The sequence below is a fragment of the Nocardioides sp. genome, assembly GCF_044226765.1.
In the GTDB taxonomy this organism is placed as follows: domain Bacteria; phylum Actinomycetota; class Actinomycetes; order Propionibacteriales; family Nocardioidaceae; genus Nocardioides.
In genome coordinates, this window is the sequence record NZ_JBGAGJ010000001.1 from 667,445 (window position 1) to 679,495 (window position 12,051).

Annotated in this window: 12 protein-coding genes; 5 read left to right on the top strand and 7 right to left on the bottom strand. The window is 74.4% G+C overall.

Annotated elements, in window-relative coordinates; all coding sequences use genetic code 11:
* Positions 1-24 precede the first annotated feature (24 nt).
* The 3 genes from ACILRH_RS03220 to ACILRH_RS03230 all read right to left on the bottom strand — a co-directional run bounded on the left by ACILRH_RS03220 (position 25) and on the right by ACILRH_RS03230 (position 3,906).
* Positions 25-1,035 carry an anion permease gene (locus ACILRH_RS03220; RefSeq protein WP_395690711.1) on the bottom strand — a complete coding sequence of 337 codons (1,011 nt, stop codon included), beginning with the start codon at positions 1,033-1,035 and terminating at the stop codon, positions 25-27.
* A 4-nt stretch (positions 1,036-1,039) separates the two neighbouring features.
* Positions 1,040-1,657, bottom strand: a complete 618-nt coding sequence (locus ACILRH_RS03225; RefSeq protein WP_395690713.1) for a DUF47 domain-containing protein — start codon at positions 1,655-1,657, stop codon at positions 1,040-1,042.
* A 98-nt stretch (positions 1,658-1,755) separates the two neighbouring features.
* Positions 1,756-3,906: an RNA degradosome polyphosphate kinase gene (locus tag ACILRH_RS03230; RefSeq protein ID WP_395690714.1), complete on the bottom strand. Its 2,151-nt coding sequence runs from the start codon at positions 3,904-3,906 to the stop codon at positions 1,756-1,758.
* Positions 3,907-3,949: 43 nt separating this feature from the next.
* Here ACILRH_RS03230 and ACILRH_RS03235 point away from each other — a divergent pair, with 43 nt between their 5' ends.
* Positions 3,950-5,029, top strand: a complete 1,080-nt coding sequence (locus tag ACILRH_RS03235) for an alpha/beta hydrolase (protein ID WP_395690715.1) — start codon at positions 3,950-3,952, stop codon at positions 5,027-5,029.
* Positions 5,030-5,103: 74 nt separating this feature from the next.
* Here the strand turns inward: ACILRH_RS03235 and ACILRH_RS03240 are convergent, their stop codons facing one another.
* The 3 genes from ACILRH_RS03240 to ACILRH_RS03250 form a co-directional block, all read right to left on the bottom strand.
* A complete protein-coding gene (locus ACILRH_RS03240; protein WP_395690717.1) occupies positions 5,104-5,283 on the bottom strand; it encodes a hypothetical protein in 180 nt (59 codons plus the stop codon).
* A 70-nt stretch (positions 5,284-5,353) separates the two neighbouring features.
* Positions 5,354-8,041, bottom strand: a complete 2,688-nt coding sequence (locus ACILRH_RS03245) for a hypothetical protein (RefSeq protein ID WP_395690718.1) — start codon at positions 8,039-8,041, stop codon at positions 5,354-5,356.
* A gap of 313 nt (positions 8,042-8,354) precedes the next feature.
* Entirely contained in the window at positions 8,355-8,714 is a 360-nt protein-coding gene (locus ACILRH_RS03250; RefSeq protein WP_395690719.1) for a DsrE family protein, read from the bottom strand.
* Between the two features lie 23 nt (positions 8,715-8,737).
* Between ACILRH_RS03250 and ACILRH_RS03255 the strand changes: the two genes are divergently transcribed.
* The 3 genes from ACILRH_RS03255 to ACILRH_RS03265 all read left to right on the top strand — a co-directional run bounded on the left by ACILRH_RS03255 (position 8,738) and on the right by ACILRH_RS03265 (position 10,773).
* Positions 8,738-9,232: an FABP family protein gene (locus ACILRH_RS03255; protein WP_395690721.1), complete on the top strand. Its 495-nt coding sequence runs from the start codon at positions 8,738-8,740 to the stop codon at positions 9,230-9,232.
* Between the two features lie 157 nt (positions 9,233-9,389).
* A complete protein-coding gene (locus ACILRH_RS03260; protein WP_395690723.1) occupies positions 9,390-9,821 on the top strand; it encodes a Fur family transcriptional regulator in 432 nt (143 codons plus the stop codon).
* A complete protein-coding gene (locus ACILRH_RS03265; RefSeq protein ID WP_395690725.1) occupies positions 9,814-10,773 on the top strand; it encodes a YgfZ/GcvT domain-containing protein in 960 nt (319 codons plus the stop codon). The genes ACILRH_RS03260 and ACILRH_RS03265 overlap by 8 nt, the downstream gene beginning before the upstream one ends.
* A gap of 16 nt (positions 10,774-10,789) precedes the next feature.
* Here the strand turns inward: ACILRH_RS03265 and ACILRH_RS03270 are convergent, their stop codons facing one another.
* Positions 10,790-11,083 carry a hypothetical protein gene (locus ACILRH_RS03270; protein WP_395690727.1) on the bottom strand — a complete coding sequence of 98 codons (294 nt, stop codon included), beginning with the start codon at positions 11,081-11,083 and terminating at the stop codon, positions 10,790-10,792.
* Positions 11,084-11,253: 170 nt separating this feature from the next.
* On the opposite strand from ACILRH_RS03270, the gene ACILRH_RS03275 reads away from it, so the two are divergent.
* Positions 11,254-11,832, top strand: a complete 579-nt coding sequence (locus ACILRH_RS03275; protein ID WP_395690728.1) for a hypothetical protein — start codon at positions 11,254-11,256, stop codon at positions 11,830-11,832.
* Positions 11,833-12,051 lie beyond the last annotated feature (219 nt).

Below are 12,051 nucleotides of genomic sequence, written 5' to 3' on the forward strand. Positions count from 1 at the left end.
CAGGGACTACCCCGGTCGGGGCGATCAGCCGAGGATCGCGTCCAGGATCTCGTAGCAGCCGGCGGCGGCGAGGCCGGCCGCGGGGAAGGTGAGCACCCAGGCGACGACGATCGAGCGGGCGACGCCCCAGCGGACGGCGGAGAAGCGCTTGGTGGCGCCGGCACCCATGATCGCCGAGGTGATGATGTGGGTGGTGGAGACGGGGGCCTGCCAGACGTACGCCGTCGTGTAGAGGACCGCCGCGCCGACCGACTCCGCCGAGAACCCGCGAGCCGGGTCGAGGTGGATGATCCGGCGGCCCAGGGTGCGCATGATCCGCCACCCGCCTGAGTACGTGCCCAGCGAGATCGCGCTCGCGGCGCCGACGATGACCCACAGGGGCAGGTTCTCCTGCGGCTGGCCGTCGGGCTGGAGGTAGTAGCCGGCGGTGGTCAGCGCCAGGAAGATCACGCCCATCGTCTTCTGGGCGTCCTGCAGGCCGTGGCCCAGCGCCAGGGCGGCGGCCGAGACCGTCTGGGCGCCGCGGAACCCGCGGTTGACCCGGTGCTGGTTGCGCCGGCGGAAGATCCACATGATCCCGAGCATCACCAGGAACGCCAGGATGAAGCCCACGATCGGCGAAGCGACCATCGGGATGACGACCTTGTCCCAGACCGTCGGCCAGTGCACGAGGCTGCCGGACATCAGCGCCGCGCCGACCATGCCGCCGATCAGCGAGTGGGTCGACGACGACGGGAGCCCGAAGTACCAGGTCGTGAGGTTCCAGACGATCGCCCCGAGCAGGCCGGCGAGGATCACGACGAGCCCGTTGACCCCCTCGGGCGGTTGGATCACGTCGCTGACGGTGTGGGCGACCTTCTGGCCGAGCAGCGCGCCGATGAAGTTCATGACGGCCGCCATCAGCAGCGCGATGCGCGGGGTCAGCGCGCGGGTCGAGATCGAGGTGGCGATCGCGTTGGCGGCGTCGTGGAAGCCGTTGGTGTAGTCGAAGAAGAGGGCGACGCAGACGACCGTGATGACGAGCGCGAGCTCCATCGGCTCAGGACTCCTTGACCGCGATCTGCTCCACGATGTTGGCGACCTTCTCGAACCCGTCGATCGCCTCCTCGAGAGACTCCGCGACGTCCTTGAGCTTGAGCACCTCGATGGTCTTGAACTCGCCGCTGAAGAGGTGGGCGATGATCCGGCGGTGGTTCTTGTCGCCGGCGTTCTCGAGGCGGTTGACCTCGATCCAGTACTCCTCGAGCGACTGCATCCCGCGCAGGTTCGGCATCGCCGCGGCGGTGAGCTCGGCGCAGCGCTGCAGCACCTCCACCTGCGTGGAGAGGTCGGCCGGGAGCGTCTTGACCTCGTAGAGCAGGATCAGGTCCACGGCCTCGTCCATCGAGTCCATCACGTCGTCGAGGCCGGAGCCCAGCGCGTAGATGTCCTCCCGGTCGAACGGCGTCACGAAGGTCGAGTTGACCTTGCGGATCAGCTCGTGGGTGGTCTCGTCCGCGGTGTGCTCGGCCTGCCGCATCCGCTGGGCGACGTCGGCCCGGTCCGCGGTGTCGCTGAGCATCTCCGCCAGCAGCTCAGCGCCGTCGACGAGGTGCCGAGCGGACCGGGTGAGGAGGTCGAAGAACGAGGTGTCGACGGGCCGGAAGCGCAAACCCACAGGAAACTCCTGGCGAGGAGGAAGCAAACGACCCCAGGGTAGGGGGTCCGGCGCCGGAAGTCGCAAGTCAGGGGCCCTCCGACCCCCGAGGAGGGGACCTACCGCCTGCGGCGCTGCCGCTCGATGAGCCGCTCCTGGAGGTGCACCGGCGCCCGGTTGCGGGTCCAGACGCCGTCGCTGTCGAGGACCCAGGCGTCGGTCTGCTCGTCGAAGGCGAGGTCGAGCAGGTCGCGTACGGCGGCCACGTCCTCCGCGCCGGGGAGCCGCACCAGCACCTCCACCCGGCGGTCGAGGTTGCGGTGCATCATGTCCGCGGAGCCGATCCACGCCTCGGGGTCGCCACCGTTCTCGAACCAGAAGACCCGGCTGTGCTCGAGGAACCGGCCGAGCACGGACCGGACGACGACCGTCTCGGAGAGGCCGGGTACGCCGGGGCGCAGCGCGCAGATCCCCCGCACCAGCAGCTCGATCCCGACCCCGGCCTGGGAGGCGAGGTAGAGCGCGTCGATGACGGCCTCGTCCACGACCGAGTTGGCCTTGAGCCGGATGCCGGCGGGGCGGCCGGCCTCGTGGTGGGCGACCTCGCGGTGGATCCGCTCGACCAGCCCGGTGCGGATCGAGTCGGGGGCGACCAGCAGCTCGTCGTACGTCGCGTTGCGCGACCACCCCGACAGGTTGTTGAACAGGTGGGCGACGTCCTCGCCGATCCGCTCGTTGATGGTGATCAGCCCGAGGTCCTCGTACATCCGCGAGGTCTTGGGGTTGTAGTTGCCGGTGCCGATGTGGGTGTAGCGGCGGATGCCGTCGGGCTCGTCGCGCACCACCATGGCCAGCTTGCAGTGGGTCTTCAGGCCCACGAGGCCGTAGACGACGTGGCAGCCGGCCTGCTCGAGCTTGCGTGCCCAGCGGATGTTGGCCTGCTCGTCGAAGCGCGCCTTGATCTCCACGATCACCAGCACCTGCTTGCCGGCCTCGGCGGCGTCGATGAGGGCGTCGATGATCGGGGAGTCGCCGGAGGTGCGGTAGAGGGTCTGCTTGATCGCCAGCACGTGCGGGTCGGCGGCGGCCTGCTCTAGGAAGCGCTGCACGGAGGTGGCGAACGAGTCGTAGGGGTGGTGCAGCAGCACGTCGTGGCGCCGCGCGGCCTTGAAGACGTCGACCGGAGCGGAGGACTCCACCTCGGCGAGCCGGTGGTGGGTGGTCGGCAGGAAGGCGGGGAACTTCAGCTCCTGGCGCGGCAGGTCGGCGATGTCGTGCAGACCGCGCAGGTCGAGCGGACCGCTGAGTCGGAACACCTCCTCCGGCGAGACGCCGAGCTCGGAGACGAGCAGGTCGAGCACCTGCGGCGCGATCGACTCCTCGACCTCGAGCCGCACCGGCGGGCCGAAGCGACGCCGGAGCAGCTCCTTCTCGAGCGCGGCCAGCAGGTTCTCGGCGTCGTCCTCCTCGACCTCGAGGTCCTCGTTGCGGGTGACCCGGAAGGTGTGGACCTCGAGGACCTCCATGCCGGGGAACAGCCGCTTGAGGTGCTCGGCGATGACGTCCTCCAGCGGCACGAACCGCTGGTTGCCGACCGGCACGAACCGCTCGAAGATCGGGGGCACCTTCACCCGGGCGAAGTGCTCCTTGCCGGTGCGCGGGTTGCGCAGCAGCACCGCCAGGTTGAGCGAGAGCCCGGAGATGTAGGGGAACGGGTGGGCCGGGTCGACCGCGAGCGGGGTCAGCACGGGGAAGACGCGGTCGCGGAAGAACCGCTTGCAGTACTTCTGCTCCTCGCGGTCCAGGTCGTCCCAGCGCACCAGCTCGATGCCGGCGGCGCTGAGGTCCGGCACCACCTCGTCACGGAAGACCCGCGCCAGCCGCTCGGAGAGCTCGCGCGTGGTGGTGAGGATCGTGTCGAGCACCTCGGCCGGCATCAGCCCGGACGCCGCGGGCACCGCCAGCCCGGCCGCGATCCGCCGCTTGAGGCCGGCCACGCGGACCATGAAGAACTCGTCGAGGTTGCTGGTGAAGATGGCCAGGAAGCGCGCCCGCTCCAGCAGCGGGAGGTCGCGGTCCTCGGCCAGCTCGAGCACCCGCTGGTTGAACCGCAGCCAGGACAGCTCCCGGTCCAGGAACCGGTCCTCGTACTTCTCGACGGCGGCGACGGCCTCGTGGTCGGGCCGGTACGGCGGCTCGACGTCGAACGGCTCCTCCGGGATCCCCTCCCCGTGGCTCGCGCCGAGGGGCGACAGGCTCTCCAGCGACATGCCGATCAGTGTCGCACCCGCAGGTGACCGGTAGGTTGCGTCCGTGTCGATCCGTCAGCGGGTGGAGGCCCTCGCCCTGCGTCTCGTGCTCGCCCTGCCGCGGTGGCTGCAGCGGCTGCTCGCCGGGCGTCCGGTGGTCCGGGACGGCCAGACGCTCGCGGTCGACACCCAGCTCGCGCTGCGCCTGCAGCGGCTGACCCGCAAGCCGGGGGCGGAGACGCTGCCGGTGCCCGAGGGGCGGCGCGCGATCCTCGAGCACGCCCTGCTCACCGCCGGTCGCCAGCCGATCGGCACGGTCCGCGACCTGGTCGTCGCCGGCCGTCCCGCCCGTCTCTACGTCCCGAGCGCGGCCTTCGCCGCCCGCGGGCACGCGCGCTCGGCGGGCCCGCTGCTGCTGTTCTTCCACGGCGGCGGCTTCATGTACGGCGACCTGGACTCCCATGACGCGCCGTGCCGCTTCCTGGCCGAGCGCTCCGGCGTACGCGTGCTCGCCGTGGACTACCGCCTCGCCCCCGAGCACCCCTTCCCCGCGGCGTACGACGACGCGCTCGCCGCCCACCGCTGGCTGGTCGACCACGCCGCCGAGGTCGGGGCGGACCCGGCGCGCCTGGCGGTCGGCGGCGACTCGGCTGGCAGCAACCTGGCCGCTCTCGTGGCGATCGAGGCGGCGCGGGCCGGGCTCCCGCTGGCCTTCCAGCTGCTGGTCTACCCGGCGACCGACGCGGTCCGCGACACCGCCAGCGCCTCGCTGTTCGCCGAGGGGTTCTACCTGACCCGCGACTTCATGGACCTGGCCAACCAGCTCTACGTCGCCGGCACCGACCCGCGCGACCCGCGTGTCTCACCGCTCTACGCCGAGCTGCCCGCCGGGCTGGCCCCGGCGTACGTCGTCACCGCCGGGTTCGACCCGCTGCGCGACGAGGGCGAGGCCTACGCCCACCGGCTGGCGGAGGAGGGCGTCGACGTCGAACTGCGGCGGTTCCCCGACCAGATCCACGGCTTCTTCAACATCGTCGGTGTCGGCCGCAGCAGCCGCGGCGCCAACGCCGCGATCGCCGCCCGGCTGCGGGCGGCGCTGGGCGCCGGCGCTGTCGGCCGATCCGGGCACGACTTGTCGGCGTAAACCGTTGCTTGTCGGCGAAAACTTTGGCCGACAAGTGAGGGTTTACCCGGTCGACCGGGTAAACCGGCACGGCCTCACGCCACGTGGAAGCGGCTCCGGCAGGGGCAGGTCCAGCCGGCGTCGGTGGGCTCGCCGCAGGTCGCGCGCGGGGCCCGGCCGCGCAGCCGCTTGGCCAGCTTGGTCGTCGTGCCGACCGCTACCCGCCGGGCGTGGCCGCACCGGGCGCACGCCTCCTCGTCCCCCTGAGATCCCATGGCGCCATTCTCGGATCCTCTACGGATGTAGGGGGACGAAGCAGCAAACCAAAAGGGTGAACTTTCGGTGTCAGCGGCGGAACAGGCCCTTCTTCTGCGACGCCTCCAGCAGCTCGGCGCGGGCCTGCTCGAGCTGGACCGCCAGGTCGCGGGCCCGCTCCTCGGCCTCGGCCCGCTCGCGCATCGCGTCCTCGGCGATCTCGGCCTGCCGGCGTACGGCGGCCTCGACAGCGCTGCGGTCCGCGGCTCGCTCCGCGGCGGCCGCCTCGGCCTCGCCGCGCAGCCGCGCCTGCTCGGCGGCGGCCCGCTCGGCGGACTCGCGGGCGGCGACCGCGGCCTGCAGGTCGGTGAGTGCCTGCTGCAGCCGGGTCTCGGCGGACTGCCGCTCGGCGGCGGCCTCGGCGGCGAGCTGGGCGTGGGACTGCGCGTCGTCCTCGGCGCTGCGCCGCTGGGTGAGCGCCTCCTCGGCGGCGCGCTCGGCCTCGGCACGCGCGGTGGCGTGCGACCGGGCGGTCTCGTCGGCCGCGGTGCGGGCCTCGTGCGCGGCGCGGGCGGCCTCGGCCTGCTGCTCGGCGCGCTGGTGGGCCGACGTCTGGTCGGTCGCGGCCTGGGCCGCGGCCTCGGCCTGCTCCCGGGCGCGCATCTCGGCCGCGGCGCGGGCCTCCTGCGCCTCCAGCGCCCGGGCCTCGGCGTCGCGGGCCGCCTCCTCGGCTGCGACCCGGGCCTCGTGGGCGGCGCGGGCGGCCTCGGACTGCTCGCGCGCCGTGGTCTCGGCCTGCTCCCGGGCGGTCGCGGCCTCGGTCGCGGAGGTCTCGGCCGCGGTCCGGGCCTCGTGGGCGGTGGCCGCGGCGTCACCGTGCTCGCGGGCCTTCTCGTCCGCGGCGATCCGGGCCTCGTGGGCGGTGCGCAGCGCCTCGGCCAGCTCGGAGGCGGTGTGGTGGGCGGTCTCCTCCGCGGCGGCGGCCTGGGCGGCGGCCGCGGCCTGCGCGGCGGCGGCCTCCTCGGCCTCGGTCCGGGCGGCGTAGGCCTGCTCCGCCAGAGCGGCGCGCTCCCGGGCGCTCTCCTCGGCCGTCAGCTGGGCGGCGTGCGCGACCTCGGCGCGGCGGGCGTGCTCCTCCGCCGCGGCGTCGGCCTGCGCGCGCGCCGCGGCCTGCTCGGCCGCCCGCGCCTCGGCCTGCTCCCGCGCGGCGGCCTGCTCCGCGGCGGCTCCCTCGGCGGTCTCCCGCGCCTCCTGGGCGACCCGCACGAAGTCGTCGTGCTCGCGGCGGGTGGCGGCCAGCTGGTCGGCCAGTGCTCCGGCCCGGGCCTCCGCACCCTCGCGGTCGGTGTGTGCCTGACGGGCGGCCTCGGCCGCGGCGGCCGCCGCCTGCTCGGCTGCCTCCCGGGCGGCCTGGGCCTCGGCCGCCAGGTCGGCCTGCGCCCGCGCCGCCTGCTCGGCATCGCCGCGGGCAGCGTGCGCGGCCGCGGCGGTCCGGGCCTGCTCGGCGGCCGCCTCCTCGGCGGCCCGGCGCGCGGCGGCCTGCTCCTCGGCGGCCTGCTCGGCGAGTGTCCGCGCCTCAGCGTGGCCGGTGGCCAGCTCCTCGGCCGCGATCCGCGCCGCGGTGTGGCCGGCCAGCTGCTGCTCGTGCTGCTCGGTGGCGGTGGCGAGCCGGTCGGCGGCGGCCTGTTCGGCCTCCTGGAGGCGCTGGGTGAGGGCGGCGACCTGGGCGTCGTACGCCGCCTGCTGCTCCTGCGCGTGCTCGGCGGCGGCGGCGAGCTGCTGCTCGTGCTGCTCGGTGGTGGCGGCGAGCCGGTCGGCGGCGGCCTGCTCGGCCTCCTGGAGGCGCTGGAGGAGGGCGGCGACCTGGGCGTCGTACGCCGCCTGCTGCTCCTGCGCGCGCTCGGTGGCGGCGGCGAGCTGTTGCTCGTGCTGCTCGGTGGTGGCGGCGAGTCGGGCGGCGGCGGCCTGTTCGGCCTCCTGGAGGCGCTGGGTGAGGGCGGCGACCTGGGCGTCGTACGCCGCCTGCTGCTCCTGCGCGGCGGCCTCCCGCGCCTCGGCCGCAGCGGCGAGCTCGGCGGTCAGCTCGGTGATCCGCGACTCGGCCGCCTCGCGGTCGGCGTGCGCCTGCCGGGCCGACTCGGCCGCCTCGCGGGCGGCCCGGTCGGCCTCCTCGCGGGCGCGGGTGTCGGCGGTCGCCCGCTCGGCGTGGGCGCGGGCGGCCTCCTCGGCCTCGGTGCGCGCCGCGGCGGCGGCCTCCGCACGGGCCTCGGCCTCGCGGGCGGCCTCCTCGGCGGCGGTCCGGTCGACGGCCTGCTGCGCGGCCGCCTGCTCGGCGGCGAGCCGCAGCGCGGTGGCGACCTTGGCGGCCTCGACGAGCTTGACGGCGGCCTCGTCGGCGGCGGCCCGGGCGCGGACCGCCTCGGCGGCGGCCTCCTCGAGCCGGGCCCGCTCGGCGGCGTGGGCGGCGCCCTCCTCCTCGGCGGCCCGGCGGGCGTCGTACGCCTCCTGCGCCGCGGCGGCGTGCTCGGCGGCCCGCGCGTCGGCCTCGGTCCGCGCGGCTGCCGCGGCTGCGGCGGCCTCCTCGGCGACGAGCCGCTCGGCGGCCTGCTCCGCGGCGGCCTGCTCGGCGCGCCGGCGCAGCTCGGCGGCGCGCTCGGCCGCAGCCTCGGCGTCGGCGGGCGGGCGACCGGCCGGCGCGCTCACCGGCTCGGGCTCGGCGGTGCCCTGGTCGGGCTTGCGCTGCCACCACCGGGTGGGGTTCGGATCGTTCGACTCCATCAGCGGCGAGCCTAGTCCGAGCGCGGGGTCCGCCGGGCGCAGATCGACCGGTGGACGCCCGGGAGTGGCGGACGTCCACCGGTCGCCGGACCGCCTGCTGTCGGGTCGGCCAGCTCCGCGGTCCGGTCTCGTGCGCCCAGGCCAGCGGGCGCACACCCGAGGAGCCCGCGCAGCCGGTTCCCCCCATGGACGAACGGAGCTCCCCCGACCTCCGTGCCGCCGGCGCCGGCTGCGCGCGTGCTCGGGCCTGAGCCTAGGAACGCAACCTGAGAGGGAACCTGCCCAGAACCTGGCCGGACCCCAAGGATCCGGGTCAGTACACGAGCGCCTGGACGTCGGGGGCCAGTGCCTCCTCGACGAACGCGGCGGCCCCGGCGATGCGTACGCCGGGCAGCAGGTCCGCCTCGGTGATCCCGCGCCGCGCCGCGCACTGGGTGCACACGGTCACCCGGCCGCCGGCGAGCACGGCGCCCAGCAGCCCGACCGGGTCGGCGGCGTGCTCGAGGGTGAACGGCTCCCGCCCGGCGACGGCCAGCCAGGTCGCCTCGCCGGTGAGCCAGAGCCCGACGTCGGCGCCCGCGGTCAGTGCGGTCGCGGCGACGGTGAGGCCCTGGTTGCAGCGCTCGGGGTCCTCGGCGCCGCAGGTCACCTTGACGATCAGGGGGCGGGGCACCCGACCACTCTATTGTGGTCGGCATGCCGTTCGAGCTCCCCGACAACCTGCACCCCGACTGCGGACCCGTCGCCTGGCTGCTGGGTCGCTGGGGTGGGCACGGCAAGGGCGACTACCCGACGATCGGGGCGTTCGACTACGGGCAGGAGCTGGTGTTCCAGCAGGACGGCCGGCCGTTCCTGCACTACTTCGCCCGCTCCTGGATCGTCGACGAGGCGGGGGAGAAGGTGCGCGACGCCGCCCAGGAGACCGGGTTCCTGCGCTGCCGCCCCGAGGGCCACGTCGAGCTGGTGCTCGTGCACTCCTCGGGCATCGCCGAGGTCTGGTACGGCCAGGCCGCCGACGGCAAGCTCGAGCTGCACACTGCGGGCGTCAGCTTCACCGAGTCGGCCAAGGAGGTCACCGCCGGCCACCGGCTCTACGGCAACGTCGAGGGCCGGCTGCTCTACGCCTACGACATGGCCGCGGTCGGCCAGGAGCTGCAGCCGCACCTGTGGGCGCAGCTCGAGCGCCAGTAGGAGGCGGGATGAGTGCGCCGACCCCTGACGACCCCGGCCGGCGGTGCGTGAGCCACCGTTCGCGCGGGCCGTTCGGTGGCCAGCTCACCGCCGGCCGCCACCCGGCCCGCCACCCGGCCGGCGACCCCGCCCGCCACCCCGCCCCGCGGAGGCAGCCGTGACCGAGGAGCTCGCCGCCCGGCTGCACAGCCTCGGCTACCGGCTGACCCCGCAGCGCCAGTTCGTGCTCGAGGCGGTCGAGAAGCTGGGACACGCGACGCCCGACGAGATCCTCGCCGAGGTCCAGCAGCGGTCCAGCGCGGTCAACGTGTCGACGGTCTACCGCACGCTCGAGGTGCTCGAGGAGCTGGGGCTGGTCCGGCACACCCACCTGTCCGACCGCGCGCCGACGTACCACTCGGTCGGCGACCACGAGCACTTCCACCTGGTCTGCCGGAATTGCCACCGCATCGTCTCGGTTGACCCTCACGAGGTGGCGCCGCTCGCCGAGCGGCTCCGGGACGAGCACGGCTTCGTGCTCGACATCGGCCACCTGGCCGTCTTCGGTCACTGCGTCGAGTGCGAGGAGCGTGAGGAGGACGATGCGTAGCCTGCCCAGTCCGTTGCTGGACCTGCCCGGTGCCGTCGCCGCAGACGGTGTCGACCGCGACGTCGCGGCCCACTACGGCTCGTTCAACACCGAGCAGCGCACCCTCGAGCGCGGGGAGGGCTTCGTCGACCTCTCCCACCGCGACGTCGTGCGGATCTCCGGCCCCGACCGGCTGACCTGGTTGCACTCCCTGACGACCCAGCACCTGGAGTCCCTGGCGCCGAAGGCGTGGACCGGGGGGCTCATCCTCAGCCCGCAGGGTCATGTGGAGCACGCGTTCGTCGGGGTGGACGACGGTGAGTCGTTCATCGCGCACACCGAGCCCGGCGCCGGCGCCGCGCTGGTGGAGTTCCTGGACCGGATGCGCTTCATGATGCGCGTCGAGGTCACCGAAGCCACCGACGAGCTCGCCGTCACCTGGCGCCCGCGGGCGGTCGAGGAGCGCCTGTACGCCGGCTACGAGCTGGTCCCGCGCGACCGGCTGACGTCGTACGCCGAGGCGGCCGGCCCCGCCTGCGGCCTCTGGGCCTTCGAGGCGCTGCGGATCGCCCGGGGCGAGCCGCGGCTCGGCCTGGACACCGACCACCGCACGATCCCCAACGAGGTCGGGTGGATCGGCTCGTCCGTGCACCTGGACAAGGGCTGCTACCGCGGCCAGGAGACGGTCGCGCGGGTGCACACCCTCGGCCGGCCACCGCGGCGGCTGACGCTGCTGCACCTCGACGGCTCGGAGAACCGGCTGCCGGCCATCGGCGCCAGCCTGACGCTGGACGGCAAGGTGGTCGGCTTCGTCGGCACCTCGGCGCGCCACCACGAGCTCGGCCCGATCGCGCTGGCGCTGGTCAAGCGCACCGTCCCGCTGGACGCCCAGCTCGACGTCGAGGGGATGCCGGCCGCCCAGGAGGTCGTCGTCGACCCCGAGGTGGGGCTGCACGTCCGCCCGCTGCGCTGACCGGCGCGAGCGGGCCTCAGGCCAGCAGCAGCCAGGAGCTGCGGAACCCCGGCCGGCCGCGGTACGCCGCGACCGTGCGCCCCAGGAACCGGACGACCTCGTCGGCCGGGCGGGGGTCGCTGGTGAGGTCCAGACGGATCGCGTCGACGATCGCCCGGGACTGGGTGAGGTAGCGCGCCTCGGCGACCTCCTCGCGTTCGGTGGCCCGGGCGAGGTCGCTGGCGAGCTGGCGGTCGAGGAACTCGAACAGCTCGGCGAGGTCGTGCTGCTGGTTGGCGGAGTGGTGGTGGAGGGTGCTTCCGGGTGTCACGCAGGGGCCTTCGCGGTGGATCGAGACGGTGGGAAGTGGGCGCCGAGCTGCAGGGTCGGACCGGGCTCCAGGATACGTCGCGCATCCCACCGGCGCCCGGCCGTCACCTGATCGTCACAGAGTGCTCTGGAGCAGTGCCGCGGGGTGCCTGCGGGAGTAGCGTGCCGAGCATGACTCGGACCCCGCGGCTGCTGCGCCGCCCGCTCGCCGTCCTCGCCCTGCTCGTGCTGGTGCTGACCGGTCTCGCGGTCACCGCGGGTGGCTCGCAGGCCGGCGTACCGGAGCGCGACCGGGGCACCGCGCACCCGGCGCGGATCGTGTGGCCCGGGTACGGCGTGGCGGTCTGGCGGGCGTCGGGCCAGCTGCACCGGCTGGCGAAGACCTCGCCGGGGTTCCGCGCGCTGGTCGAGCGCGAGCTGGACCACATGTTCCACCGCTACCTCGACAGCGACCCGGCGTGCGCGCAGGCGCCGCTGGTGCAGGTCAAGGAGTTCCGCCGCAGCGGCTTCGCGTTCATCAGCGACGAGGGCACCTTCACCAACGGCCCCGGCAACCCGCCCGAGCGGTGCGCGAGCGGCGGCGCGGCCCGCATCTACGTCCGCGTCGACGGCGTGTGGAAGGCCCCGGTCGTGCTGGGCGCGCAGGAGCCGTTCTCCTGCCGGGTCCTGCGCCGGTGGGACGTCCCGCGGATGTCCGGCACCGGGCGCTGCTACGACGCTCAGGGTCAGCTGGTCCCCTACCGCCCGTAGCCCGCGACCGCCTGGCCGGTCGAGGAGCCGGTCAGGGACTACATGACGTTGTCGGGGGTTGCAACCCCCGACAACGTCATGCAATGCCTGACAACCCCGGATGAATCCCCGGTCAGCCGGGGATTCATCCACCCACCCCGAAGGGTGATTTGCGCCGGAGTTGCGGCAAACGCCACGGCGTCGACGAGACCGTGCCAGGTTCGAAGGACCATCACTTGT

What these genes read in the sequence shown, in the direction of transcription:
- ACILRH_RS03220 (WP_395690711.1), bottom strand. Translation starts at nt 1,035, where the DNA reads ATGGAGCTCGCGCTCGTCATCACGGTCGTCTGCGTCGCCCTCTTCTTC.
- ACILRH_RS03230 (WP_395690714.1), bottom strand. Translation starts at nt 3,906, where the DNA reads ATGTCGCTGGAGAGCCTGTCGCCCCTCGGCGCGAGCCACGGGGAGGGG.
- ACILRH_RS03240 (WP_395690717.1), bottom strand. Translation starts at nt 5,283, where the DNA reads ATGGGATCTCAGGGGGACGAGGAGGCGTGCGCCCGGTGCGGCCACGCC.
- ACILRH_RS03245 (WP_395690718.1), bottom strand. Translation starts at nt 8,041, where the DNA reads ATGGAGTCGAACGATCCGAACCCCACCCGGTGGTGGCAGCGCAAGCCC.
- ACILRH_RS03255 (WP_395690721.1), top strand. Translation starts at nt 8,738, where the DNA reads ATGCCGTTCGAGCTCCCCGACAACCTGCACCCCGACTGCGGACCCGTC.
- ACILRH_RS03265 (WP_395690725.1), top strand. Translation starts at nt 9,814, where the DNA reads ATGCGTAGCCTGCCCAGTCCGTTGCTGGACCTGCCCGGTGCCGTCGCC.
- ACILRH_RS03275 (WP_395690728.1), top strand. Translation starts at nt 11,254, where the DNA reads ATGACTCGGACCCCGCGGCTGCTGCGCCGCCCGCTCGCCGTCCTCGCC.